This is a genomic window from Methylocaldum marinum, from assembly GCF_003584645.1.
In the GTDB taxonomy this organism is placed as follows: domain Bacteria; phylum Pseudomonadota; class Gammaproteobacteria; order Methylococcales; family Methylococcaceae; genus Methylocaldum; species Methylocaldum marinum.
In genome coordinates this window covers 4,201,482-4,225,835 of record NZ_AP017928.1, presented here as the reverse complement: position 1 = coordinate 4,225,835, position 24,354 = coordinate 4,201,482, and the positions used below count along the sequence as shown (strand labels likewise).

The following is a 24,354-nucleotide window of genomic DNA, read 5'->3' as shown; positions in this document are numbered from 1 at the left end:
TCGCTGTGAACGGCGCATGTCCGAGGCGCTTTTAGCGCGAGTCGAAAAGCCCGGTCAATCCGGTCCGCCGACCGATTTGATGAATTCGTCCGCCTCCCGGATCGACGCCTCCATGGATTTGATCAGGGCCGAGATATCGGTCTGGAGACTGTCGAGTTCGCCCCTGAGCGAGGCGATGGCCTGGGCATTGAGGTTGTGCTTCAGGAACAGGACCTGATCGCGGAAGGTCAGCAACACCGGCTCCATCTTGGATTCGGCGCGCTTCATCGCGGCGATGAGCTGATCGTAGCGCTGGCGCGTCGCCCTCAGCTTTTGCTGGCTGCTGCGCTTGAGCGAAGCATTCTGGTATTGGGAGAGTTCATTTTCCCACTCGGCGAACAAGGCTTCGGAAACATCCTCGATGTCGTCTATCCGTTTCCGTACCTCGTCCGCCCGGGCCTTGCTGCTCTCGTACTGGGCATCGAGTTCCCGGTATTTCTCCTCCAGGCTACCGCCCTTGAATCCGGTGAGCGCGGTAAACCGATCCAGCGCGTTCTTGAACTGTGTCTTGGCCTCTTCCTGGCTGTCGCGGGCCTTTTCGACGCGGTGCACGAGAATGTCGCGCTTGTGGAAACCCAGTGATTCCACCGCCTTGTAATAAGCCGAGGAGCATGCCGCCAAGGTTAAGAGCAGGAGCGGCAGAAGTCTCAGCCGCGCGACAAACTGTAAATGATCGGTCATTGAAATCGCCTCTCGAAACGCAGAGGCCCAAGATCGTACTACATTCAGATCGAGAAAATCGCGTGAACAGGCGAGGCACGGATCGTACTACTCGGTGTACCGCCGTCATTCCCGGTCGGTTCCGTGCGGGTCGAAGTCGTGCAGCGCCGCATAGAGGTCCTCCTCGATACCGGCCGGGTTGTGCATGTCCGGCGAAACGATACGGCCGCGCGCGTCGACCGGGTAAGCAAATCCGATCCCGGCGCGAATTGCGGCTCGACCAAACGAGTTTTCCAAAACTGTGCCGAAAGCATCACACTAAGTCTCTCCCCGGATACACTAGGCGATTCGGAAAACCCAACGAGGATCCTCATTCATGGCTCGTGTCATCGCGATTACCAGCGGCAAGATCGGCGTCGGAAAAAGCATTCTGTCCGCGAGCTTGGCCCTGGCTCTATCCGACCACGCGGAAAAAATCTGCCTGCTCGATGCCGCTGACGGAATCGCCGACATCGACGCGCCATCGGGCATGCGTCCCGAGGTCACGTTTGCCGACTACTTGAAGGGACAAAAGCGTCTGGACGAGGTCATACTGCGCTTCCGCGAGAATCTGCACATCGTTCCTGCCGCATCGTGCATCGCGGAATGCGCCGGTCTCGACGCGGAGCAACGCCGCCGCCTTATCCTCGGCCTCGCCGAACTGGATTGCCGGTATGACTATCTCCTGATCGACACGGCGGTCGCCACGGAGAAAGGCGTTCCGGACGTTCTGCTGGCGGCCGGCACGGCAATTCTGGTAATCACGCCGGATCCCGCGTCGCTGACCGATGCGTTTACGCTGATCCGGATCCTGAAAAACCGCGAGACCGGGATCGATTTTCACGTGTTGGTCAACATGGCCAAGGACCGCGCGGTAAGCCTGGAAGTGTTCGACCGGTTTCAGAATGCGATCAAGAACTACCTGGACCTGAACGTCGATTATCTTGGCTACGTGCCGCTCGACGAAGCGCTATTGAACGGCGCGAACTCGCTGTCCGCGGTTTCGCCGGCCTACCCGAGTTCGCCGGCGCGCTGGGCGGTCAAGCATATCGCCGAAGTGGTTCGGGAACAATTGCCTGCCATAGGAGAAACCTCGAACTTCAGCCGCTACTGGGGCGGTTCGGAATTCGACCTGACAGGGCAGATGCCCGAACCGCCGCCAATGGACACGGCCGAAGAACCGGAGCACCCGCCGAACACCGAGAGCGGTCCGGCTTCGGCCGAATCCGACGCACGCCCCCCCGCGCCCGCGGAAGAAACCGTGACATCCGGAATCGCAGTCGATACGGACCGGGTTAGCACTTCTCCATTCGATACGATTCGAATGCTGCGGCGCGAACTCGAGGCGAAGGAATTCTCCGAAAACGATATCAATGAGATCTGCCGTACGCTGGAAGCCATATACCAAAGCCGCGGCGAAGCGCCCGCCGAGAACGCCGACGACGCGATCGTTCACCTGCCGCCGGACGTTTGCGAGTCGGACGAAAAGAGCCGCGAACTCCTGGAGCGCCTGAGATCCGGCTATCAGCTGCGGTTCCAGCGGAGACTGATCGACCCGATGGCCGAACTGGAACGCTGGATTTCCGAGGCGGATTTCGCCGAGGATGACTTCAGGCATCTCCAGGAGAAAGCCGCCGAGTGGTTCCGGCATCGTTTCGGCAAACCTTACCAGGACGACAAGAACCGGCTGTTCAAAGAACTTAGAGCCGAAATCAATACCTTGGCCGAGCGGGAAGCGACGCTGCAGGCGACAGCCGAGGGGCTGATGCTGGCCTTGCGGACGGTTCGGAACTCCACAAAGCGTCTGGACGAACTGCTGCAGAGCCGATAGGGTCCGGCCAATTTACAAATCCAGCGCGTTCAACAAGTCGTTGGCTTTGGCGTCCCGTTCGCCCAGCGGTTTCAGACCGAAGCGGGTTTCAATCAATCTCAGGATGGAGGTGCTGTCGTAGACGGTACGATCGACATACCCACGCTTGGCGAACGGGGAGATGATGATCGCCGGCACACGGCTACCCGGTCCCCAGCGGTCGCCCGGCGGCGGCGGGACATGATCCCAGAATCCGCCGTATTCGTCGTAGCTAACGAATATTACGGCATTCCGCCACAGCCGGCTTCGCTCGATCTTGCGGATCACTTCGAAGGCCCGGTTTTCTCCCGCCATGAGATCGGCGTACCCCGGATGTTCGCTATAGGCACCGATGGGTTTATAGAAGGAAACCGCCGGCAGGGTGCCTTTTTCGATAGCCTCCAAGAAATCCGCTTCATCCTTTAGGTGCTCCGCTCTTTCGCGCGTCCCCTCGGCATAACGAGCAAAATAGGCGAATGGCTGGTGATGGTACTGAAAACTTTTATCGGCGTGCCCCGCAATCGCGTCGTTCCAGCCGCCGGAGTACCACGCCCATGAAATATTTTTCTCCGAGAGGCGGTCGCCGATCGTCGGAAAGGTCTGCGGAGGCAGAAGCCGGCGCGGATCGGTGATTTTCGGGTCGTGGGGCACCTGCATCGTCTGGATGGTGTTGACCGCGTAGCCGTCGGGCGTGTACACGCCATCCTTGATTAACTCGCCTTTTTCGTTCAGGACCGCGGTCAATTCCGGCGGCGGATGGTCGTGGCGCGGCGTGCAGGCGCAGATCAGCCAGAAATGATTCAGCAGCGATCCGCCGAATGCCGCCTGAAAGAAACGGTCTGCCAAGGTGTATTTTTTCGCGTACTCCCACAGCGGAAGCTTGCGCCCGTCGTAATAACCCATGGTCAAGCCGCCAGCATTCGACTCCGCCACGAAACGGTCCATGCGCCCACCGTTGATCTGGGCCTGGTGCTGGTAAAACCGGTGCAGCGGATCGCCAATTTTCCGGTCGATCGGAACGTATTGGCTGATCTCGAACGGCCGGTTCGGCAGGTCGGACGGAAAACGGTCATCGGGAACCGGTGGCTTTTTCGCGGTGTTTAGGGTTCTGGGTAAGGCGGTGTAGACCCGGCCTTCACGATCCGTCTGCCGCATCGTCTCCTCTGGCGCGTTCGCCAATCCGTCGGCTCCCGCGAATAGTCCGTAGAGATTGTCGAAGCTGTGGTTTTCCAGGTAGATCACGACGATGTGGCGAATCCGGTCCAGCCCCGAATTCCGGCCGGACCGGGCAGAAACCGCCGAGGGCGGGGACAGGATCAGAACAATTAGGAGAATCGTCAGACAGGAGTTTTTCTTCATCGTGGAGGTTTAAAACGATTTGGAGGCGCTGGCGTCGTCGTATTGGGACCCGGTTATTGTAATCGCTGGATTGTTGCCGTCGCGTAACCACCGAATCATGACCGCGGTGCCTGAACGACAGCATTTTCGCATCATTTGCATGCCCGCAAGGCGCGCCCGGGCATCGCCGCCTGAAGCCGCTCAGCCCGCAGAGGCGCCGCACGATGCCACACGCCGACGAAGCATAGGATGTGCCTTTTGTCGCCCTCGATTTCAGGCGGTGGCGCACAGAATTAGCCTGCCACACGGATGCGCTTTCTTTGATGTCTTTTCGGCATTCGAGTGAACATTCATCGTAGGACAGGTGGAGCGAAGCGAAACCCATCGATGGCTGTTTGGCCCTTCGACGGCGCTCAGGACAGGTCCTTCGACAGGCTCCGCGTAACCCGCCGGTTCGAGGTCGCTCAGTGGGTTACGGCGCACGCGAAGCGCCGTGATGGGACATCGGTCAGTGCTGATGTGCGCCTAACCCACCCTACGAAAAGAAATTCCTGATTGAAGGCGATTTGGAACTACACGACTCAACCCATGACTACCCCAATCGATCAGGAACTCGTCCGCCCCGTCATCCTCATCGGAGCGAGCAATCTCGCCCAGGCCTTCCCCCTAGTCGTGAACGGCCTGCGCGAGGGGCTGCGAGAGCCTCTGACGGTGCTGGCGGCTCTCGGGCACGGCCGATCTTACGGGCTCCGGAGCCGGGTGCCGGGACGAACGCTTCCCGGCATCGTTCAGTGCGGACTATGGCGGGCTCTCTCGCAGCACGGTCCGAACTGTCTTCCGCCGCTCGCCGCCGTAACCGATATCGGCAACGATCTGGTTTACGGCGTCACCGTACCGAACCTGCTCGCCTGGGTCGACACCTGCCTCGATCGGCTGGCCGAGCAAGGCAGCGAGATCGTTCTGATGTCGCTGCCGATGGCAAGCATCGAGAGGCTGCCGCCCTGGAAATTCGAACTGCTGCGCAGGGCTTTCTTTCCGGCGCACCGGATCGCGTGGCCGGTGCTGCGCGAGCGGGCACTCCGCGTCCATGAGGAATTACAACGGCTCGCGAAGACATACGGCGTCCGCCTGATCGAACCGGCGGCGGCTTGGTACGGCTTCGACCCGATTCATATACTGCGCCGCCGGCAACCGGCGGTTTGGCGCGAACTGTTCTCGCAGTGGCCGGCCTGGGATAGGTCCGCGTCCATGGCCTATCCGCCCTTGAGCGAATCGCTGCGCTTGCGGGCGCTTCGTCCCGCCGAGCGCGATCTGTTCGGGTGCCGGCAAACCACGCCGCAACCGGTTTTGCTGCGAGATCGATTCACTCTTTCCCTGTATTGAGCGCAAAAAAAACGGGCTCGAAAGAGTCCGTTAGAGCATTAATCAGATGTACCGCATTGCTGAATCGTCCCGTATGGCGCGCCCGAGCATCGCCGGCTTGAGTCGGAACCGCCCGAAGGGGCACGCGAGGGATCGCGTGCGGCGACAGAGGCACGCGGAAGTGCCTTCTGTCGCCCCCGGCACAAGCCGGCGACGCGCAGGATCAGCGCGCCATCCGGGTGCCCTTTCTTTGGGTCACTTTGGATTCGCGCCTGCCCTGGCGCAAACCCTTCGAGCGTACATCAGCGAAGAAAACGCTCTAAGATGAGTCGGATCGGACAAATCTCACTCTCGCCCGATCTGGTAAATCTCTTCTTGGTCGTCCTCGACGATCTTGCCGGTCGTGGCGTCGACTTCCAGCTTGACTTCCTTGCCATCCGCGGTCTTGATATCGAATTCATAGGACGCGTCGCCGTTGGATTCGATCTCGTACTCGGTCTCGACGATCTCGCCGGGATGCTTTTCGAGGGCGATCTTCCTGGCTTCCTCCTCGCTGATCTTCATCTTGGCCTTGAACAGCGGATCGTCGGGGCTATCGACCTCCTGCTCTTCCTCGGTAATTTCTCCCGTGTTGGCGTCGCATTCGTATTCCCAATTCTTGCCGTCTTTCCCGGCGATCTCGAATTCGTAGGTGGGCGTGCCCCGCTCCATCTTGAATTCGAGCTTGACGACCTCGCCGTCCTTCTTGGCCAGCGCAGCTTCCATGCATTTTTCCATGCTGACCTTGGTCGGCGGCATTTTGAATTTTTCGGCGAATGCCGCGGTAGCTCCCAAGGACAAAAATAGTGCGGCACATGTCGTTATTGCGACTCGCGCTTTCATAGCTTCGCCTCCGTTAGTTTTGGCGGTAACATCGGAATCCCTTAAGAATTTGATTCGGCAGTCCGCATTTGTTCTTCAAGTCGGATTCCGAATTCGAGTATAAGAGCCATCTTATTCATTAACAATCACGAGCCGCCGCACGAGCGGGTGAAATCGTCTCTATCCCGCGGAAACTCGCGATGTCATCCTTCAGCGCTCTTCCAGCCGGAATCTCATCGTCAGCGTGGCACGCTGGGATACGGCGCGACCCTCGCTGAAGGCCGGCTGGAAGCGCCAGCGCCGGATTGCCTTCAGGGCGGCGTCGTCGAATACCCGCTCCGGGCTGGCCGCCACGACCCTCGCCGCGCTGACCGTACCGGAAGGGCTGACCTCGATCTCGAGCCGCACCCAACCCTCGATTCTTTGCGCCCGGGCTCGCGGCGGATACTCCGGCAACACCCGCGAGATCACGACCAGCCCGCCACCGCCCGTGCCACCTTCGCCGTTCGTGCCCTCCCCCTCGCCGCCGGGCTTCCTGTCCGGGCTCCATTGCCCCGGGGGCGCCGTGAGGCGCGGATCGGAACCCGGCACGGGGGCGAACGGGGCGCCCGTGCCCTGCTCCGGAATGTCGAGCCGGGGAGCCGGTGTGCCCGGCGCCGGGGCTGGTGCCTTCCGGGACTTGGGGGCGCCGCTGCGGCCGGCTCCGCGCGCCGGCTTTTTGGCTGAAGGCTTGGCGGTACCGGATGGTGGCGGCCCGGGCGTCGTCGGCCGAGGCTCGGGCGCAACCTCGGTCATCGGGGCAGGCTCGGGGGGCGGAGCGGGTTTCGGCTCCTCGGTCTTGGGAATGATGCGGATGAAATCGACCGGTTGCGGATCCGGCGCCGAGATCAGCGCGGCCTCTCGATGACTGATCAGAGCGCCTATCAACAACAACAAGGCCAGATTGACGACCATGGCCGCGGCGAAAGCCCCGGCCAGCACCCAGCCCGGTCGGCTCGGAAAAGCGGCAAGGGACGTTTTCATGGGATGTCCGGAGCCGAGCTGGCCGCGACCGAAATGTTGACGAAACCGGCGAGGCGCAACTGATCCATCACTTTGACCAGCAAACCGGTGCTGGCCTGGACGTCGGCCAGAATGATGGCGGCCTGGGCCGGATTGGCGAGCCCCAGCTGGTCGAGCCGGGCGCGCAACAGGCGTATGTCGACGGAAACGTCGTTGAGCCAGATTTGTTCGTCGGCGGTAATGGTGACGATCACCGCCGCGTTCGTCTGGGGCACGGCTGTTGCGGCCTTGGGACGCTGGACCGCCACCGTCGATTCGCGGATGAAAGACGTCGTCACCAGGAAGAAGATCAACAGGATGAACACCATGTCGATGAGCGGCGTCAGGTTGATCGCCTCGCTGCTTTCATCGCCGCCGTCGATGCGGCGCGTGAACAGGCCGCGCTTTCTCATGGTTGCAGTAAACGCTCGGCATAGCGGCGCTCGAAGGCCCTGGCGCGCCGGTTGAGATTGTAAAAGACCCCGACGCCGAAAAGCCCCATCACCAGGCCGGCCAGCGTCGTGATCAGCGCCTGCGAGACGCCGCGTGCGACGATGCGGGTTTCCGCGCTGCCGAATAGGCGGATCAGGTCGAAGGTTTCGATGATGCCGGTCACCGTGCCCAGGAGGCCCAACATCGGCAGGATACCGGAAAGGGTCTTGATCAGCCGCAAATGGCGCCGCAAGGCGATTTTCATCTCGGCCATCCCGATCGTCGCGGCGGATGAATGCGGGGGTGGCACGGGGCGTTCAAGAAATTTGGGCAAGGCATGAAGAAAGAACCAGTAGCGTTCCAGGACCAGGGTCCACAGCAGCAGGGAGACGGCCAGCAGCGGCCACATCACCGGCCCGCCGAAATCCATCAGGTCCTCGATGTGCTGCTCGGATCTGTGAAAAAAGCTCAAGAACGTTTCGAGAAGCCGGCCGCCCATCGTACCTCCTCGTCGTGAGCCGATTAGACCGAGCCCGGCGACCGATTATCCTCATCCGCAGGCGGGTTCCGCCTTTCCAGGCGAGCCGCGAGCGCGGCCGAGGCATGCGCCTCCAGCAAGGCGGTGAGCGTCTGGCTTTTTCCCATCAGCAGGCTGTGCAACAGCAGGATCGGAATGGCGGTGACCAGCCCCTCCACGGTGGTTACCAAAGCTTCCGAAATCCCGCCCGACATCAGTTTCGGATCGCCCGAGCCATGCAGGGCGATGGCCTGAAAAGTCTTGATCATGCCGGTCACCGTGCCGAGCAAGCCCAGCATCGGCGCGATGGCTGCGACCAGTTTCAGGAAAGGCAGGACCCGCTCCAGTCGCGCCTGTTCGCGGCTCAACGCCTCCTCTACGGTCAGATACAAAACCTCTTCCTCGTTCGTGTCCGCCTGGTCGAGCCGTGCGAGCACCCGGCCCAAAGGGTTGTCGAGCCGGGGGCGCGGCGACTGTAGCTGGTTCCGGATACGCTGCCCGATCCGGGTCAACTCGACGAAGCGGTAGCCGGCGAGCGCATAGGCGAACCCCGCGAGCCCCAGGATCAGGTAGCCGACAATGCCCCCCTGGGCGATGCGTTCGCGCAGATTCGGAATCTGCACGATCAACTGCAGGGTTTGCCCTGATGACGGATCGATGGCCACCGACGCCAGCGACCGTGCATCCGCGCGGGCATAGTCCCGAGCCAAGTCGAGCAGATTCGGAGCCGGCTGCCGGGACAGTTCGATCAAGCGGTCGACCTCGGGGGAATAAGCGAGGTAACGCCCTTCGGAAAGGAAAGTGAATCCGCCCAGCCGAAGCACTTCTTTCTCGGATGCCTGCCCATTCGGCGCATAAACCGGAGCCCTGAAGGTCGAGACGCTGCCCAGGGCGTCGAGCTGGTTCTGCAGACTGGCGAACAGCTGCGTCAGCTCGTCGGCGGTCGGAATGTGGCGGCTGTCGGAGAGCCGGTCGATCAGTTCCCGCTGGCTCGCGGCGTCACCCGCCAGAACCAGCTGCTGATAATAAGGTTTGAGATTCGCGGCACTCTCGCGGATGCTCAAGAACAGCTCCTCCCTGGCCGCCAGCTCCGTCGTCAACCGGGCCTCCGCTTCCGACGGCGAGGCCGGCTGTTCGGCCTGCGCCTCGGGTGCGGCCAGGACGGATGGAGGAAAAGCCGCGAACACCGCCCAAACGGCCGCGGTTCGGAGGAAGCGGAGAACGCGCAGAAGCTTCACGGCGACTTGGCCCCAGGCAGGGGCAGAACCATCAGTTGCGGCGGTTCGAGTTTGCGCGCCGCGCGCAGCCCGCGGGCGATCGCCTCGTTCTCCTCGCCCGACAACCGCTGCCAGCGCTCCTGATCGTTGCGCCAGATCCCCGATTCGTGACCGTCCAGGGTCTGGTAGTAAAGCGCCAGGCGGCCGACGCTGAGGAAATCCACCAGGCGTTCGTCGTTCCCCGTCCGGAGCACAGCCCGGTAAGCCTCGACGCTCCTCGCGTAGTCGAGCTCGACCCGATAGGCCTCCTGAACGCGCCGATATTTCTCCGCCATATCCGCGGCAGGATCGCCGACCAGCTTTTCCAGCCGCTCGATCCGGCCGCGGCGCTCATCGAGCAGAAAAGGAAGGCCGTTTTCGATGCCTTGCTTCAATGCGGAAACGGCGTCGGACAAGATGCCGTCCAATCGCCGGTCGAGCTCGGAAAGTGTTTGAAGCTTCGCTGCCGCGGCGTCGGTCGATGGGGGAGGCTCGGAGGGGCCGGCGCCCGGCCCGCTAGCAGGCTGAGCCAAGATCGCGGGCGAAGCGATGGCCAGCAGCCAGCCGGCGACGGCGGATAAAGCGTTGCGAGGCGCTAACGCTTTGGATCGGGCGAATTGTAGGCTGACCATAACCGCAGGATAACACACGCGTTTTAATGCCGAGCAATGGGAAAACTTCCCGGCTCGAGGTCGTCTCGAGGCCGCGCACTTGCCGCCATGCGCTCACCGCGAATACCGTGCCGCCCGGCACTGTAAATACCTTGGTGCGCGTATTCCGCACGCGATATTCCAGGCCGTTGCCCTGTGACAAGCGATCCTGCCCCGAAACCCGTTAAGCCTTTCACTCTACGACGGAAACCGCCTGTCGGCGCCTCGCCAGCAGTAGCAATAACGCTCCCGGCAAGGCGGTCAACAAGTGCAGGGCGCCGAAGATCAGGGACACGGCAACGCTTTGCTCGGCCGTCAGCCCCGCCGGAGCCAGCAGAAACACCGCCGCCGCTTCCCGCTTGCCCCAATCCGAAACCAGCCCGGGCAACACGCTGACGCCGAGCAAGAGCAGCGGCGCGAGCAAGAACACGGCCGGAGCGACGCCGGAAAGACCCAGCCCCAGCGCCGCCAGAGCGAAATTCGCGGCCAACAGGAGCTGGAGCAGCACGGACAGCCCGTAATGACCGGGCGACCGCAAGGGATTGCAAACGGCGAGCACCCTCTCGGTATGTGAACGCGCCGTCCGCCGGAAGCGCCGAACAAGGATTGCGGCCGCGCTCGCCGAGGAAACCAGGATTGCCGCGAACACCGCGACCTTAAGTCCGGGAAACTCGCTGAACCAGCCGAGATAAATCGGGGTCAGGCCCAGCACCAAGAACAGCAGGACGATCGCCCCGGAAAGCCGGTCTACGGCCTGGCCGACGACGAGCTGCCAGGTTTCCGCGACGCCCCGCATGAATTGAAATCGCGCCAGTTCGCCGACCACCAGCGGCGGCCCGCACTCGCTGACGCTCTGGCTGATCCAAAGTGCCCGCACAAAATCCTTGAATGGCGCGTTCACCCCCAGAGCTCGGCTGATATGCCACCAGCGCCGCGCGAACAGCGCGACCGAGAGCAGAAAGACCCCGACGATGGCGACGCCCACGATTGGATCGAAATGCGCCAGATGCGCGATCAGCGCGGAACGGTCGATTTTGGCGAAAATAGAGACCATGACCGCCAGCATTGCGATTAGGCGGACGCCCCGGCGATTGAGCCGCGCCCCTGCCTTAAGCAGAACTTGTTTCACTGATTCAGTGCCTTAAAGATAGAGTGTCCTTCCCCGGATTTGTCGTCATTTTTTTCGTTCTCGCGCTGGCCGGCGACCTCCGCGACTCGCCTGAAGCCATGTCCGCCAATTGTTTCAAGCCGGACGGCTGCTGAAACAAGCCGCATCGAGCGGACGCCTGTATCCAATCGACAGGAAAACGCGCCGCGCCTTGAAACCGGCCTTGTTCAATGACATGACGAAAAAGAGGGATAAAATTATTCTGCGCAAGGGCGACGCGGAACGGCAACCCGCTCCTCGGCATTACCGAACGGGTTCGACTTAGATTTAGACACAACAAGGAAAAACCATGAGCACTCTGACACTTGAAATTTCCAATGCCATCATCGACGGTGCCTTCAGAAGGGCGCGGGATCTGAGATTGGCTCCGCTGGCCGTGGCCGTTCTCGACGAAGGCGGCCATTTGAAAACGATGCAGCGCCAGGATGGCGCATCCTTCATGCGTAGTTCCATCGCCCTGGCCAAAGCCTGGGGAGCGATCGGGATGGGCGTTTCCTCGCGGGAGTTGGGTAAAATGGCGAAGGAGCGGCCCCATTTCATGGCGGCCCTGGCCGAAGTGGCCGGTGGCCGGCTCATGCCGGTTCCGGGCGGCGTACTGATCCGCTCGCCGGACAATCGGATCGTGGGTGCCGTCGGAATCAGCGGCGACTTGTCCGATCTGGACGAAAGCTGTGCGATTGCGGGAATCGATGCCGTCGGCCTGATCCCGGATTATGGGAAGAAATAGCGATATACTGACGTCTTCGTTTCCGGCTCGGCAGGAAATCGATCGGCGGAGCGATTCCGGCTCGCTCGATGCCGGCCGGGCTCCGTCGGCAAGATCGCATTTCCAGGACAGAACGCCCGATCCCGCTCCATGGAGCCGGTTCGGTATCGACTCGTCAATATAGCGGTTTATACTGTTTGCCTCTTTTAATACCCTGAAACTCCGAAAAAACCTCTAGTGAAGAACCTCGTCAAGACTCGAATTCCCACCGGTTACGGCGAATTCACCCTTTATCTCTACACCGAGCACGGCAAGGATCATCTTGCCTTGGTGAAGTCGGACGTAGACGGCGAGACGGGCGTTCCCGTTCGGGTCCATTCGGAATGTCTGACCGGCGACGTATTCGGCTCTCGGCGCTGCGACTGCGGGGATCAGCTCAAACACACACTCCAGTATCTCGGCCGCTCACGCTGCGGCGTTTTGCTCTACCTCCGGCAGGAAGGACGCGGCATAGGCCTGCGCAAGAAGCTGGAAGCCTATAATCTTCAGGATCGCGGCCTCGACACGGTGGAGGCCAATATCAGCCTCGGCCATCAACCGGACGAACGCAATTACGGTGTTGCCGCCCTGATGCTCAAGGATCTCGGCGTTCGATCGATCCGGCTCATCACCAACAATCCCCGCAAGGTCGACGAACTCACCGAATACGGCATCCAGGTGGATGCCCGCATACCCATCGAAGTCGGCCACCACGACGACAACGCCGGATACTTGCGCTCCAAGGCCGAAAAACTGGCCCATTTGCTGACCTTCCGGGAGCGAACCCCGTTCCATCACGAACTGGCGTTCATCGAGCCCTTGATCGGCCAGCTGTCGCTGGCCCGGGCGCCGGCGGAAGGCGGCCCCTTCGTCACCCTGACCTACGCCCAGAGCATCGACGGCAGCATTGCCGTGGACAGCCAGGTCCCCTACGCGCTGAGCTCCAGGCCGTCGCTGACGCTCACTCATTTCCTGAGGGCGCACCACGACGCCCTGCTGGTGGGGGTCAACACCATACTCAGCGACGATCCCCAGCTCAACGTTCGCTACTACGAAGGCGAAAACCCGCAACCCGTCATTCTCGACAGCAACCTGCGCACGCCCCCGGATTGCCGGGTTCTGAGGCAATCGGAAAAACCGCCCATCATCGTAACCACGGCCGAATCCGACCCCGACAAGCGCGAAGCGCTACGCTCGGCGGGCGCGACGATCCTGGTGGTGCAACCCGGCGAAGGCGGCTGCGTCGACCTCGGGGAAACCCTGACGAAACTGAGCCAGCTCGGTATCCGCACCCTCATGGTCGAGGGCGGATCGAAGATCATCGGCACCTTTCTCAAATATCATTTAGTGAATTATTGCGTGATTACCATAACACCTAAAATCATTGGCGGACTCAAAGCCATCGACGATCTATGCCGCTCCGGCGAGCAAGCGCCTTTGAACATCACCGAGTGTCGGTACCATATCCTGGGATCGGACATCATCGCCTTCGGCCCGATCGGATACGTCTGATGCGAGTGCAAGCCGTTTATCACGTAGCCCCCCAGTCGGTGGCGATCCAGGAAATCGACCTGCCCGCCCCGAGAGCCGGCGAATTGCTAATCAAAGCCCTGTGCTCGGCCATCAGTCCGGGCACGGAATCCCTGATTTTCAGGGGCGGCGTGCCCGCCAACCTGCCCAAGGACACCCGTATCGGCGGCCTGGAGGGCGATTTCGGCTATCCGTTCCGGTACGGTTACGCCCTAGTCGGCGAAGTCGCCGCGGTGGGAGCGGACGGAGACCGCGACTGGCTGGGCCAGCGGGTCTTCGCCTACCACCCCCACCAAAACTATGCCGTCGTCGATAAGGAGGATTGCCTGGTCCTGCCGGAGGACGTCCCGGCGGAACGCGCCCTGTTTCTCGCCAATATGGAATCGGCGCTGAACCTGGTGTTCGATGCGGCGCCCCTGCCCGGGGAAAGAATCATGGTTTTCGGGCAGGGTATCGTCGGGCTGCTCACCACCGCAATTCTCAGCCGATTTCCGCTGGGAGAACTGATCACGGCCGAACCGCTCGGTTTCCGCCGGCAAAAATCGACCGAGATGGGCGCGGCCCTGGCGATCAACCCGACGGTCGGGCGCGAACTCGCCGCACTCAAGGACTGCCTTTTCTACGACGGCGCCGACGGCTTGGATGCCGCCATCGAAGTCTCGGGGAATGCCAGCGCCCTGAACCAGGCCATAGAACTGACCGGTTTTTCAGGCCGCATCGTGATCGGTTCCTGGTACGGCGAATCGGCCGCGCCGCTGGAGTTCGGCAGCCATTTCCACCGGCAGCGCATTCGCTTGATTTCCAGCCAGGTGAGCACGATAGACCCGCAATTGTCCGGCCGCTGGAACAAAAAACGACGACTGGACCTCGCCTGGGAATGGCTAGCCGAAATTCGCCCGGAACGGCTGATTACCCATCATTTTGCCCCCAGCGCCTGCCAGGAGGCTTTCGAACTGGTCGAAAGCAAACAGGCCGGGGTATTGCAGCCGATTTTCGAATACATCTGAAGATCCGAGGAACCGCGATGTACCAGCTTGCCATTACCCGCGACTTCATCGCCCGGCATTTTTTGATCGGCGGGGACTGGGGCGACGAAACCCTCGAGCACAGCCACCATTACAAGGCGGAAGTGCTGATCGAAGGCGAGCAGCTTGACCGGCACGGCTATCTGATCGACATCGTCGACCTGGAGCAGGCGACGATGACGCTGATCGGAGAGTTCAGGGACCGCGTCCTCAACGATCTCGAACCTTTTCGCGGGCTCAATCCCAGCCTCGAACGTTTCGCCCGCATATTCTGGGAGCGGCTCAGGGACCGGCTCACCCTGCGCGGCGTGAAAATGACGGTCAAACTCTGGGAAAACGAAACGGATTGGGCGGCGTTCGGCGGTTCGCTTTAACTAAAGCGTCGGCCGTGGACATCCCGTTCCACGACTATCTCGAAGCCAAATTCGCGCTGGACGGGCGCAGCCTGAACCGCGAAGTGGAAAACGAGTTCGCCCGAATGCTGCCGGGCGAATCGCCGCTGGTTTGCCTGGACCTCGGCACCGGCACCGGAGCCTCCGTGCTGCGGCTGCTGGGCTTGAGTCCCGAAACCGATTTGCACATCACCGCCGTGGATCGGGACCGGACGCTTCTGGGTATCGCTCGAGAAGGAACGGCCGCTTTTCTTCGGGACCGAGGTTTCGATGTTTCGGCAGTACCGGCCGGCATTCTCTCAAAAAAAAAAGGCCGTGAAGTTGCGGTGGATTTCGTCTGCGGCGACCTACGGCTATTCGAGCCGAATCAAACCTTCGGTTCCATCGATGCGATCATCGCTCACGCGGTGATGGATCTTCTGCCCCTGACAACCATGGCCGAACGAATCGCGCGCTGGCTGCGGCCGAAGGGAATTTTTTACAGCACCGTCAATTACGACGGCGAGACCGTGCTGTTTCCCATCTATACCGACGAAGCGCTGGAAAACCGCATCCTCGGCATATACGACGCCTCCATGGAAGAGCGCCGGGTATGGGACGACAACAGCGGCGGCGCCCGCTCCGGAAGACGGCTGCACCGCGTTCTCGGCGAAACCGGATTCGAAATGATCGCCTACGGCAGCTCCGACTGGAATATCACCCCCCAGCGCCGCACCTATCGCGATGGCGACGCTGTTTGCTTAACCGCATTGCTTGGGATGATCCGGGACGAAGCAGCCCGGTCGGGGGAGTTCTCCGAGGATATGCTCGACCGGTGGCACCGCGAGCGTTCCGAACGACTGGCGGCCGGAGAACTCGGCTTGATCGTTCATCAGATTGATCTATTGGCGGAAAAGGTTTGATTTTCGGCATTCGGCGGGTTACGCGGGTGTCCCCGCTAACCCGCCCTACGAAGCCTATGGGTTCCGAGTTACGAAACGACTCGTTACTTCGCGCCCTGATGACGGGGACCGCCGTGACGCTTCCATTTCTTGCCGTGCTTGCCGAAAGGCGTCTTTTCGTCGAACACTTTGCGCTGCTCCGGCGTCAGCGTGGCGTAGAAGGTCTTGGTCGCCGCCAGCGCTTCTTCCAAGTAAGCCGTTTTCGCCTTTTGCAGGGCGATCATTTTTTCCAGGCGATCCGGTGCCGACAGGTTCTTCATGGCCTCGCGATCGGGACGCGACTGTTTTTTGGTTTCCTTGATTTCCTTCATTTTGGCCGTCCAGGTATTCCAATTCGCTTCCTGCTCCGCGGTAAGCTTCAAATCCTGGCGCAATTCGGCCATCCGCTCCGCCATGAAGCGCTCCCGGCGCTCTGCCCGCGAACCACCGTTGCCCTGGCTGTAGGCGCCGGCTTCAGGCTTGGCTTCCCCGGATTCGGCCATCGCGGCTACCGGAGCGAGCAGGGCAAGGCTGATCAAGAGTGCTTTAGGATAAGATTTCATATGGATTCCTCATACAGTTGCGAAAAGTCGGCTGAAGCCGATCCTTCTAGACCGGCGGGACCGTCCCGCCGTCTTCGGGATCTATTTCACAGCGCTCGTGTATCGGACATGTGTCCGCCCGGCAGCGGTTTTGTATCGCTTTTTTTCCCCGGCCCGGAAAGATACAAACGGATACAAAAACCTATGACACCGCTCACCGAGCGCGGTAAAAAGCTTCCATGAACACGACAGAACATATCCTCGTCGTCGACGACGACCGCGAAATCCGCATGCTGGTCGGCGACTATCTCAAACAGCACGGCTATCGTGTGAGCCTGGCCGCCGACGGCCGGCAGATGCGCGACATATTAGACAGCAGCGGCATCGACCTGATCGTCCTCGATCTGATGCTGCCGGGCCAGGACGGCTTGAGCCTGTGCCGGGATCTGCGCGCTCGCTCCGATCTTCCGGTGCTTATGCTCACCGCGCGCGGCGAACCGATAGACCGGGTGCTGGGCCTGGAAATGGGCGCCGATGATTATCTCGCCAAACCTTTCGAACCACGCGAACTCCTGGCCCGCATCCGCAATATTCTGCGCCGCGCCCGCTCGCTGCCCGGCCGGGGCGCCGGGGAGCCGGCGCAGCGCTGGCGCTTCGCCGGCTGGACCCTGGACGGGCAGACCCGCCAGCTCACCTCGCCGCAAGGTGTGGTCGTAGCCCTGTCGGGCGCCGAATACCGCTTGCTCGAGGTTTTCCTTACCCACCCCAACCGGGTACTCACCCGCGATCAGCTCATGGATCTGATCCGCGGGCGCGACGCGGAGCCGTTCGACCGCTCCATCGATCTCCGGGTCAGCCGGCTGCGCCAGAAGCTGGGGGACAACGCACGGGCGCCGAGTCTGATCAAGACCCTTCGGAACGAGGGCTATGTCTTGGCCGCCGCGGTGGAGCAGGAACCTTGAGCCTCGCTTTCCCGCCCCGCTCGCTCGCGATCAGACTATTCCTGCTTCTCCTCGGCGGCGTGCTGATGGCGGTATTCGTGAGCCTGGGCCTCGCCTTGCGCGAGCGCAGCCACATCGTGCACAGTTTTCGCGAACAGGGTGCAGCCGATCGCATTGCCGATATCCTCCATCTGCTCGCCGCCCTGCCGCCGGAGCAGCGCCTGGCCACGGTCCATGCCCTGCCTTCCGGGCAATGGAGCATCGAACCGGCGAACGGGATGGATGAGCCGGTGCAGTCCCTGCCGTCGTTCACCGCCGCTCTGGTCGAAGCGGCGGGACCGTCGGTGGCCGTGGAAGCGGGCTGGCGAACGCGGAATTCCGCCTGCCGCGAAGAGCCGGAAGATTGCCAGCCGTCCCGCACCGTCGGCGCCCGGGTCCGATTTGCCGACGGCCAGCGCGTGTTGATAGAAGCGCGCCGCGAGCTGCCGCCGCCCCGGCAGCCGAGAATTGAGGGGTTCATCGCCAGACTTTCGATTGTGGCGGGCCTTCTGGCGATCGTGGCCTGGTTTGCCGTCCGCCTGGTCCTGCAGCCCTTGCGACACCTGCTTGAAGCCGCCGAATCCTTCGGACTCGATCCGGACCATCCTGCCATGGACGAATCGGGGCCCATCGAGGTCAGGCAGGCCGCCCGAACCTTCAACCGCATGCGGGAACGCCTGCGATCCCATATCGAAGAACGCACCCGCATTCTCGCCGCCATCACGCATGACCTGAAGACGCCCCTCACCCGGCTCCGCCTGCGGCTGGAACAATGCCGGGATGAGCCGCTCCGGAGCCGGCTGGCGGAGGACGTGGCGGCCATGCAGGCGCTGGTCGACGAGGGGCTGGACCTGGCGCGCAGCCTGGACTCGGGACCGCCGCCGCAAACCATCGATCTCGGCGCCCTGCTGCAAAGCCTCTGCGACGATACCGTCGATGCCGGCGGCGAGGCCCGTTTCGAAGGACCGGAGAGCGCGCTCATCTCGGGCCGCCCGGAAGCCCTGCGGCGCAGTTTTCTCAACCTGATCGACAACGCGGTGAAATACGGCGGCGAGGCCGACATCAGCCTGGAACGCTGCGGCGACGACTGGCTGGTCCGGGTGCGGGACTCCGGCCCCGGCATTCCGGAAGAATCCCTAGGCAAAGTGATGCAGCCTTTTTTCCGGCTGGAAACCTCGCGCTCGCGGGAAACCGGCGGCACCGGCCTAGGGCTTTCGATCGCCGCCAATCTGCTCGGCGCCCAGGGCGGTACGCTGAGCCTACACAACCGCCCGCAAGGCGGCCTGGAAGCCAGAGTGCGCCTGCCGGTATTTCGGCGCCGGCCGAGAACTTATTAATCACGCGACTTGTCGCCGCGCCGGCGGCCGAAAACCGCCGTTTTCCCCTTTCCGCCGCGGACTCGTTCCCCGGCTTGACGCCCTATATGGACGACAAGATAATAACGATTCTCATTTTCAGAAATGAGGTGTGGTGTCTGACGTTTTGGGCTGCAAGGGTGGGGTATGTCCGCAAGCGAATTTTCCAGAACCGATTTCCTGAACCTGATGTACGTGAGCCACCACGGGTGGTTGGTGGGCTGGCTCCGGAACAAGCTCGGCTGCCCCGATTTCGCCGCCGATCTGGCACAGGACACCTTCCTGCGGGTCATGCTGGCGCGCGAGTACGAAAACATCCGCGAACCCCGCGCCTACCTGACCACCATCGCCCACGGGCTGGTGGTCAACCATTGGCGGCGGCTGGACATCGAGCGGGCCTACCTGGAGGCACTCGCCTGTCAGCCGGAACCGCTGGTCCCTTCGCCCGAGCAGCGCGCCCTGATCCTGGAAACGCTGTACGAAATCGACGCCCTCCTCGGTGCCCTGTCCCCGCAAGTCAAGAGCGCCTTCCTGCTGTCGCAGATCGAGGGTCTGAAGTACGAAGACATTGCCCGACTGATCGGCGTTTCCCTCATCACCGTCAAGCGGTACATGAAACAGGCATTCCTGCATTGCCTGGCATCCATGGATTGAGGGGGCACTTGTGATGCACCGCACCGCGCGCAGCGCTCCCATCGCCCCCCATGTCCTCGAAGAGGCCGCCGACTGGCTGATGCGCCTGAACGCCGGCATGGTCACCGACGAGGACCGTGCCGCCTGCGAACGCTGGCGCCAGACCAGCCCGGATCACGCCCGCGCCTGGGCGCGCGCCGAGCGGCTCTTGAACAAGCTGGGCAGTCTGCCGCCCTCGCTGGCCATGCCTGCCCTGGACCGTCCGCCCGAGAACGGCCGCCGCGCTGCCCTCGCCAAGCTGAGCGCGCTGCTGCTCGTTGTCCCCATGGCCCGGACCGCGTGCCGCCTGGCCGAAGAACGAGGCTGGACCGCCGACCTGCGCACCGCCGCCGGGGAACGCCGCGAACGGCAACTGGCCGACGGCAGCCGGGTCACCCTCAATACCGCCACGGCCGTCGACGTGCGTTTCGACGCCGCCCAGCGCTTTGTCCAGCTGCGCGCCGGCGAGATCCTGGTGCATACCGCCAAGGACGCCTCGGTCATGCGCCGTCCCTTCTACGTCAGCACGGCCGATGGCCTGCTCGAGGCGCTCGGCACCCGTTTCAGCGTGCGGCGGGAGGAAGGACGCACCCGGGTCGCCGTGCTGGAGGGCGCGGTACGCATCGAACCGCGGTCTGCCGAAGCGCCCGCCCGGCCAATCCTGCGCGCCGGCGAGCAAGCCTGGTTTACCGCGAACGGCGTGAGCCCGGTCATGCCGGCGGACGACACGGCCACGGCCTGGATCCGGGGCATGCTGTCAGCGGACAGGATGCGGCTGGCCGACTTCGCCGCCGAACTGGCGCGATACCGCAACGGCATCGTGCGCTGCGACCCGGCTGTCGCGAACCTGCGCATCTCCGGCGCATTCCCCGTCGCAGACACCGATAGGGCACTGGCCATGCTGGTCTCGACCTATCCCGTCGCTGTGTCGACCCGCATGGGCGGCTATTGGGTGAACCTCTCGGCGCGCTGAAAGCACGCGGACGCAAAAATTTTCGCCGGGGGCTGATACTTTTTTCCGGCTCGATTGGCAATCAGGGTAAAGAACCCCACTTGCCAATTCGTAACGGAGCCTTTACATGCCCTCTAGCCAGCCGCGCCCAACCGAGCGCCGCTTCAATCATACCGTCCGCGCCGCCCTGCTGGGCTCCTCGCTGGCCGCAGCCGGCGGCACCGGCTCCCTTGCCTACGGCGCCGAAGCGCAAGCGCTCGATGCCATTGCCGCCAAACCCTACAACATTCCGTCCGGTCCGCTGGGCCGCACGCTGGCCGACTTTGCGGCCGGCGCCGGCCTCGCCCTATCGTTCGAACCGGGCCTGACGCAAGGGCTGAGCAGCCCGGCCCTCGCCGGAACCTACTCCGCGCGCGAAGCCGTCACCCGCTTGCTGGCCGACAGCGGGCTGGACATCGTGGAAAGCCCGGGCGGCAGCTATACGCTGGTCCGGCAGCCGCAGCCGGACGCACAGGAACTGCCGGCGGTCACGGTGACCGGTACGGAGATCCGCGAGTCGGCCTACGGCCCGGTGGAAGGCTACCGCGCCGAACGCACCGGAACCGCCACCAAGACCGATACGCCGATTCGGGGTACGCCGGCCGCCATCCAGGTGGTTCCGAAGCAGGTGATCGAGGACCAGCAGGCGACCCGGATAACCGACGTCATCCAGAACGTCAGCAGCGTCCGGCCCGGCAGCTCGTTCGGCAATCGCGCCGATTCCTTCATCGTCCGCGGGTTTTCGAGTTTTCTCTCGGCCCGCGACGGCTTCCTCTCCAATCAGCTGTTCGGGGACCCCGGTTTCATCGATCTGGCCAGCGTCGAGCGGGTGGAGGTCCTCAAGGGACCGGCCTCCGTGCTCTACGGCCTGGGCGACCCCGGCGGACTGGTGAACATCGTCACCAAGCGGCCGCTGAGCGAGGCGCAATACAAGCTCCGCGGCCAGGCCGGGTCCTACGATTTCTACCGCGCCGAGGCGGATTTGTCGCAACCGTTCAATGCCGACGGAACCCTGGCCTTGCGCGTCAACGCCGCCTATCAGCACTGGGACAGCTTCCGCGACTTCTTCAAGCGCTCGCGACGCGTGTTCGTCGCCCCGGTGCTGGGCTGGCAGCCCAGCGAATCGACCAAGGTGCTGGTGGACTTCGAATACGTGGACCAGGAACTGCCGTTCGACCGCGGCCTGGTGGCATCGGGCAAAGGCGTCGCCAACGTTCCGATCAGCCGCTATTTCGGAGAGGATTTTTCGACGTTCGACCTGAATGGGTATCAGAGCCGCTACATCATCGAACACCAGCTGAACGCCACCTGGATGCTGCGTCACACCGGCCGCTACCAGGAAAGCGAGGCCGACCGTTTCAGCGCGGACCCCCGCGGCTTGCGCGCGGACAATCGAACACTGAATCGCCGGGCGACCGACCAGCACGACGACGCCGACCAATGGACCTTGCAGCTGGACGCCATAGGTGATTTCACGGACGCCGCCATCGGCCACAAGCTGTTGCTGGGCGTGGAGGCGGGCACCGCGCGCAAGGACGTGCGCCTCGCCACGGCGTCGCTCGCCGCGATCGATATCTTCGACCCGGTGTACGGCGCCCGGCCCGGCGTGTTCGGCGATCCCACGCTGACCGATCAGGAGATCGAGTACATCGCGGGATACGTGCAGGATCAGATCTGGCTGGGCGAGCGCTGGAAGCTGCTGCTCGGCCTGCGTTACGACGACACCACGCAGACTACGGTAACGACGACGAACCGTACCACCAAGGTGGAGAACGACGCACGGCGGTTTTCGCCGCGCGCGGGTCTCATGTACGACGTGGCCGACTGGGTTTCGCTTTACGCCAGCTATTCGAAGTCGTTCAAGCCGGTGGCCGGAACCACCTTCGACGGAGCGCCCTTCGATCCCGAGACCGGCGAGCAGGTGGAGGCGGGAATCAAGACCGAATTTCTCGACGGACGGGTGGGCGCGACCCTGGCCTGGTATGAACTCAAGCGGCAGAACGTGACCACCGCGGACCCCGCCAACACGGGTTTTTCGATGCAGACCGGCGAACAGCGGTCCCGCGGCGTGGAGCTGGACGTTACGGGCAATATCGGGTCCGGCTGGAACCTGATCGGGTCGGCCGCCTACACCGATGCCGAGGTCACCAAGGACAACACCTTCACCCCGGGCAATCGCATCCAGGGCGTGCCGCAAGTTTCCGGCAGTCTGTGGGTCACCCATGAAATCCAGGATGGCGACTGGAAAGGCCTGGGATTCGGCGCGGGCGTTTTCGCCGCCGGCGAACGCGAGGGCGACCTTGCCAACAGTTTTCAAGTGCCCGGCTACGTGCGCGCCGACGCCTCGCTGTTCTACCGCAGCAAGCACTGGCGCGTCACCGTCGGCCTAAAGAACCTCCTGGACAAGGAATACATCGAATCCCCGGTGTCCCGCACCGAGGTTTATCCCGGCGCGCCCCTCACCGTGCTGGGCACGCTCGAGCTGACGTTCTGAGTACAAAACCATGGAATCCGCCTTTGACATTGTCGAGGCCACGCCAGGCGGTTTGATCACAGATCAGGCCCTGACTTGGAGTCTGATCTTCCCCCGAACAACAGGAACTGATTCTTTCGCCGTTTATGAGTTCGTGCAGCGGAGTGCGGCATCCGACACGCCTTGCCGGTCATCCGTCAAAATGGCGGATCCCGATCCACTCGCGCCGAGCGCGAGGCTAAGCCCGCGAAACGCCGTGTGATGAGCCGGCAATTCTGGGTCGCGGCACACCGCTATGTGGGGCTGACGCTGGCGCTGTTCCTGCTGCTGGCGGCGCTCACGGGGAGTCTCCTGGCCTTCCATCGGGAGATCGATGCCTGGCTCAACGGCGACTGGCATTTTGTGACGCCCAAGGGCCGGCGCCTGCCCCTGGACGAACTCGTACGCCGCGCCGAGGCGCACTATCCGGAGCTTGCGGTCAGGCGCCTGCGGCTCGATGGCGCACCGCAACGGGCGCAGGTCCTGTTAATGGCAGCCGGGACCGGCAAGGAAGTTTCGCAGTGGGAAATATTTATCGATCCTCACTCGGGCCATGTGCTGGGCGCTCGCCAAACGGGCGTCTTCCGGCTCGACCGGCGTCACGTCATTCCCTTCCTTTACCACTTTCATCACACGCTGCACGCCGGCAAAGCCGGCACATGGCTGATGGGTATCGTGGCGCTGGTCTGGCTGTTCGACCATTTTTTGGTCATCTACCTTTCCTTCCCCAGCCCGAAGTCCTGGCTCAAGTCTTTCCGTCTCCGCCGGCGAGCGGGCGGCTACCGGCTCAATTTCGATCTGCACCGCGCGGGCGGCCTGTACGCCTGGATCGTCCTCTTCACGGTGGCGCTCTCCGGGCTGTCGTTCAATCTACGCCTGCCTTTCAAGGCGGCGGTCGCGTGGGTGTCGCCGCTCACCCCCGCTTACGGCGACATCGCGCCGAGACCGGCCGTGCCGCTCGAAAACCCGCCGCTCGGTTTCGAAGATGCGATTCGCATCGCCACGGCGGTACGGCCCGGGCTCAGGCCCGACGATGTCGGCTTTGCGCCCGACCTCGGTCTCTACCGGGTCAGGCTTCGGAGCGAGGACGACATCGCCGATTACGGGCAAACCAAGGTTTACGTCGATGCACAAACCGGGGGCGCGCGCCGTATCGACGAACGAACCGCACGCACGGCGGGGGACCGCTTCATGGACTGGCAGTTCCCGCTACATTCCGGCCGCGCCTTCGGGCTCGCGGGCCGGATGATGATTTGCGGTTCGGGCCTGGTGCTTTCGGTGCTCGTCGTTACCGGTATGGTCATTTGGTGGAAAAAGTGCAAGGCCGGGCAATGCCGACGAGACGGAAACAATAAGAGAGATGGAGGCAGATCGCAGGCACCATAAAAAGTACAACAATCCGAAGACACCCGAGGCGTCGGAAGTTGACGAGCTACCCCCCAAAAAAGATAATAACGATTCTCATTTACAAAAATAAG

24 protein-coding genes are annotated in these 24,354 nt (G+C 62.6%); 13 read left to right on the top strand and 11 right to left on the bottom strand.

Features of this window, described 5'->3' with window-relative positions; translation table 11 throughout:
- Positions 1–54: 54 nt before the first annotated feature.
- Entirely contained in the window at positions 55–720 is a 666-nt protein-coding gene (locus sS8_RS18885) for a DUF2959 domain-containing protein (protein WP_119631121.1), read from the bottom strand.
- 105 nt (positions 721–825) lie between these two features.
- Entirely contained in the window at positions 826–996 is a 171-nt protein-coding gene (locus tag sS8_RS28265; protein ID WP_170161164.1) for a hypothetical protein, read from the bottom strand.
- Between the two features lie 79 nt (positions 997–1,075).
- Between sS8_RS28265 and sS8_RS18880 the strand changes: the two genes are divergently transcribed.
- Positions 1,076–2,569: a P-loop NTPase gene (locus tag sS8_RS18880; protein ID WP_119631120.1), complete on the top strand. Its 1,494-nt coding sequence runs from the start codon at positions 1,076–1,078 to the stop codon at positions 2,567–2,569.
- A 12-nt stretch (positions 2,570–2,581) separates the two neighbouring features.
- On the opposite strand, the gene sS8_RS18875 is transcribed toward sS8_RS18880, so the two are convergent.
- Positions 2,582–3,946 carry an alkaline phosphatase family protein gene (locus sS8_RS18875; RefSeq protein ID WP_119631119.1) on the bottom strand — a complete coding sequence of 455 codons (1,365 nt, stop codon included), beginning with the start codon at positions 3,944–3,946 and terminating at the stop codon, positions 2,582–2,584.
- Between the two features lie 567 nt (positions 3,947–4,513).
- Here sS8_RS18875 and sS8_RS18870 point away from each other — a divergent pair.
- Positions 4,514–5,308, top strand: a complete 795-nt coding sequence (locus sS8_RS18870; protein WP_119631118.1) for a hypothetical protein — start codon at positions 4,514–4,516, stop codon at positions 5,306–5,308.
- A gap of 324 nt (positions 5,309–5,632) precedes the next feature.
- Here sS8_RS18870 and sS8_RS18865 read toward each other — a convergent pair whose 3' ends face one another.
- The 7 genes from sS8_RS18865 to sS8_RS18835 all read right to left on the bottom strand — a co-directional run bounded on the left by sS8_RS18865 (position 5,633) and on the right by sS8_RS18835 (position 11,173).
- Positions 5,633–6,169, bottom strand: a complete 537-nt coding sequence (locus sS8_RS18865; protein ID WP_119631117.1) for a PepSY domain-containing protein — start codon at positions 6,167–6,169, stop codon at positions 5,633–5,635.
- Positions 6,170–6,358: 189 nt separating this feature from the next.
- Positions 6,359–7,171: an energy transducer TonB gene (locus sS8_RS29630; RefSeq protein WP_119631116.1), complete on the bottom strand. Its 813-nt coding sequence runs from the start codon at positions 7,169–7,171 to the stop codon at positions 6,359–6,361.
- The gene (locus tag sS8_RS18855) at positions 7,168–7,602 is read right to left on the bottom strand and encodes an ExbD/TolR family protein (RefSeq protein ID WP_119631115.1); all 435 of its coding nucleotides are present in this window, start codon (positions 7,600–7,602) and stop codon (positions 7,168–7,170) included. Before sS8_RS18855 ends, sS8_RS29630 begins: the two co-directional genes overlap by 4 nt.
- A complete protein-coding gene (locus sS8_RS18850) occupies positions 7,599–8,120 on the bottom strand; it encodes a MotA/TolQ/ExbB proton channel family protein (RefSeq protein WP_119631114.1) in 522 nt (173 codons plus the stop codon). Before sS8_RS18850 ends, sS8_RS18855 begins: the two co-directional genes overlap by 4 nt.
- Positions 8,121–8,143: 23 nt before the next feature.
- The gene (locus sS8_RS18845; protein WP_232020358.1) at positions 8,144–9,376 is read right to left on the bottom strand and encodes a MotA/TolQ/ExbB proton channel family protein; all 1,233 of its coding nucleotides are present in this window, start codon (positions 9,374–9,376) and stop codon (positions 8,144–8,146) included.
- Positions 9,373–10,026: a DUF3450 domain-containing protein gene (locus sS8_RS18840; RefSeq protein WP_119631113.1), complete on the bottom strand. Its 654-nt coding sequence runs from the start codon at positions 10,024–10,026 to the stop codon at positions 9,373–9,375. The genes sS8_RS18845 and sS8_RS18840 overlap by 4 nt, the downstream gene beginning before the upstream one ends.
- 211 nt (positions 10,027–10,237) lie before the next feature.
- On the bottom strand, positions 10,238–11,173 hold the full coding sequence (locus sS8_RS18835; protein ID WP_145986608.1) for a lysylphosphatidylglycerol synthase transmembrane domain-containing protein: 936 nt from the start codon (positions 11,171–11,173) through the stop codon (positions 10,238–10,240).
- 328 nt (positions 11,174–11,501) lie between these two features.
- Between sS8_RS18835 and sS8_RS18830 the strand changes: the two genes are divergently transcribed.
- The 5 genes from sS8_RS18830 to sS8_RS18810 all read left to right on the top strand — a co-directional run bounded on the left by sS8_RS18830 (position 11,502) and on the right by sS8_RS18810 (position 15,806).
- Positions 11,502–11,939 carry a GlcG/HbpS family heme-binding protein gene (locus tag sS8_RS18830; RefSeq protein WP_119631111.1) on the top strand — a complete coding sequence of 146 codons (438 nt, stop codon included), beginning with the start codon at positions 11,502–11,504 and terminating at the stop codon, positions 11,937–11,939.
- Positions 11,940–12,155: 216 nt separating this feature from the next.
- Positions 12,156–13,469, top strand: coding sequence for a GTP cyclohydrolase II (gene ribA / locus sS8_RS29740; protein ID WP_119631110.1), 1,314 nt, complete (start codon positions 12,156–12,158; stop codon positions 13,467–13,469).
- Positions 13,469–14,494 (top strand): zinc-binding dehydrogenase, encoded by a 1,026-nt coding sequence (locus sS8_RS18820; RefSeq protein WP_119631109.1) that lies wholly within the window; start codon positions 13,469–13,471, stop codon positions 14,492–14,494. The genes ribA and sS8_RS18820 overlap by 1 nt, the downstream gene beginning before the upstream one ends.
- Before the next feature lie 17 nt (positions 14,495–14,511).
- Entirely contained in the window at positions 14,512–14,886 is a 375-nt protein-coding gene (locus sS8_RS18815) for a 6-pyruvoyl trahydropterin synthase family protein (RefSeq protein WP_119631108.1), read from the top strand.
- A gap of 14 nt (positions 14,887–14,900) precedes the next feature.
- The gene (locus sS8_RS18810) at positions 14,901–15,806 is read left to right on the top strand and encodes a class I SAM-dependent methyltransferase (protein WP_119631107.1); all 906 of its coding nucleotides are present in this window, start codon (positions 14,901–14,903) and stop codon (positions 15,804–15,806) included.
- 83 nt (positions 15,807–15,889) lie between these two features.
- On the opposite strand, the gene sS8_RS18805 is transcribed toward sS8_RS18810, so the two are convergent.
- Entirely contained in the window at positions 15,890–16,387 is a 498-nt protein-coding gene (locus tag sS8_RS18805; RefSeq protein WP_119631106.1) for a Spy/CpxP family protein refolding chaperone, read from the bottom strand.
- Positions 16,388–16,605: 218 nt separating this feature from the next.
- On the opposite strand from sS8_RS18805, the gene sS8_RS18800 reads away from it, so the two are divergent.
- The 6 genes from sS8_RS18800 (at position 16,606) to sS8_RS18775 (ending at position 24,262) form a co-directional block, all read left to right on the top strand.
- Positions 16,606–17,328, top strand: coding sequence for a response regulator (locus sS8_RS18800; RefSeq protein WP_119631105.1), 723 nt, complete (start codon positions 16,606–16,608; stop codon positions 17,326–17,328).
- Positions 17,325–18,683: a sensor histidine kinase gene (locus tag sS8_RS18795; RefSeq protein ID WP_119631104.1), complete on the top strand. Its 1,359-nt coding sequence runs from the start codon at positions 17,325–17,327 to the stop codon at positions 18,681–18,683. The genes sS8_RS18800 and sS8_RS18795 overlap by 4 nt, the downstream gene beginning before the upstream one ends.
- A gap of 165 nt (positions 18,684–18,848) precedes the next feature.
- Positions 18,849–19,355, top strand: coding sequence for a sigma-70 family RNA polymerase sigma factor (locus sS8_RS18790; protein ID WP_119631103.1), 507 nt, complete (start codon positions 18,849–18,851; stop codon positions 19,353–19,355).
- 13 nt (positions 19,356–19,368) lie between these two features.
- Complete coding sequence (locus sS8_RS18785) at positions 19,369–20,346, top strand: FecR domain-containing protein (RefSeq protein WP_119631102.1); 978 nt, start codon at positions 19,369–19,371, stop codon at positions 20,344–20,346.
- Positions 20,347–20,452: 106 nt separating this feature from the next.
- Positions 20,453–22,858, top strand: coding sequence for a TonB-dependent siderophore receptor (locus tag sS8_RS18780; protein WP_119631101.1), 2,406 nt, complete (start codon positions 20,453–20,455; stop codon positions 22,856–22,858).
- Positions 22,859–23,098: 240 nt separating this feature from the next.
- Positions 23,099–24,262: a PepSY-associated TM helix domain-containing protein gene (locus sS8_RS18775; RefSeq protein WP_145986607.1), complete on the top strand. Its 1,164-nt coding sequence runs from the start codon at positions 23,099–23,101 to the stop codon at positions 24,260–24,262.
- Positions 24,263–24,354 lie beyond the last annotated feature (92 nt).

Coding starts and splice junctions, on each gene's coding strand:
- sS8_RS18775 (WP_145986607.1), top strand. CDS start 23,099: ATGAGCCGGCAATTCTGGGTCGCGGCACACCGCTATGTGGGGCTGACG.
- sS8_RS18800 (WP_119631105.1), top strand. CDS start 16,606: ATGAACACGACAGAACATATCCTCGTCGTCGACGACGACCGCGAAATC.
- sS8_RS18805 (WP_119631106.1), bottom strand. CDS start 16,387: ATGAAATCTTATCCTAAAGCACTCTTGATCAGCCTTGCCCTGCTCGCT.
- sS8_RS18785 (WP_119631102.1), top strand. CDS start 19,369: ATGCACCGCACCGCGCGCAGCGCTCCCATCGCCCCCCATGTCCTCGAA.
- sS8_RS18850 (WP_119631114.1), bottom strand. CDS start 8,120: ATGGGCGGCCGGCTTCTCGAAACGTTCTTGAGCTTTTTTCACAGATCC.
- sS8_RS18815 (WP_119631108.1), top strand. CDS start 14,512: ATGTACCAGCTTGCCATTACCCGCGACTTCATCGCCCGGCATTTTTTG.
- sS8_RS18855 (WP_119631115.1), bottom strand. CDS start 7,602: ATGAGAAAGCGCGGCCTGTTCACGCGCCGCATCGACGGCGGCGATGAA.
- sS8_RS18880 (WP_119631120.1), top strand. CDS start 1,076: ATGGCTCGTGTCATCGCGATTACCAGCGGCAAGATCGGCGTCGGAAAA.
- sS8_RS18780 (WP_119631101.1), top strand. CDS start 20,453: ATGCCCTCTAGCCAGCCGCGCCCAACCGAGCGCCGCTTCAATCATACC.
- sS8_RS29630 (WP_119631116.1), bottom strand. CDS start 7,171: ATGAAAACGTCCCTTGCCGCTTTTCCGAGCCGACCGGGCTGGGTGCTG.
- sS8_RS18820 (WP_119631109.1), top strand. CDS start 13,469: ATGCGAGTGCAAGCCGTTTATCACGTAGCCCCCCAGTCGGTGGCGATC.
- sS8_RS18870 (WP_119631118.1), top strand. CDS start 4,514: ATGACTACCCCAATCGATCAGGAACTCGTCCGCCCCGTCATCCTCATC.
- sS8_RS18840 (WP_119631113.1), bottom strand. CDS start 10,026: ATGGTCAGCCTACAATTCGCCCGATCCAAAGCGTTAGCGCCTCGCAAC.
- sS8_RS18865 (WP_119631117.1), bottom strand. CDS start 6,169: ATGAAAGCGCGAGTCGCAATAACGACATGTGCCGCACTATTTTTGTCC.
- sS8_RS18885 (WP_119631121.1), bottom strand. CDS start 720: ATGACCGATCATTTACAGTTTGTCGCGCGGCTGAGACTTCTGCCGCTC.
- sS8_RS18790 (WP_119631103.1), top strand. CDS start 18,849: ATGTCCGCAAGCGAATTTTCCAGAACCGATTTCCTGAACCTGATGTAC.
- sS8_RS18830 (WP_119631111.1), top strand. CDS start 11,502: ATGAGCACTCTGACACTTGAAATTTCCAATGCCATCATCGACGGTGCC.
- sS8_RS18875 (WP_119631119.1), bottom strand. CDS start 3,946: ATGAAGAAAAACTCCTGTCTGACGATTCTCCTAATTGTTCTGATCCTG.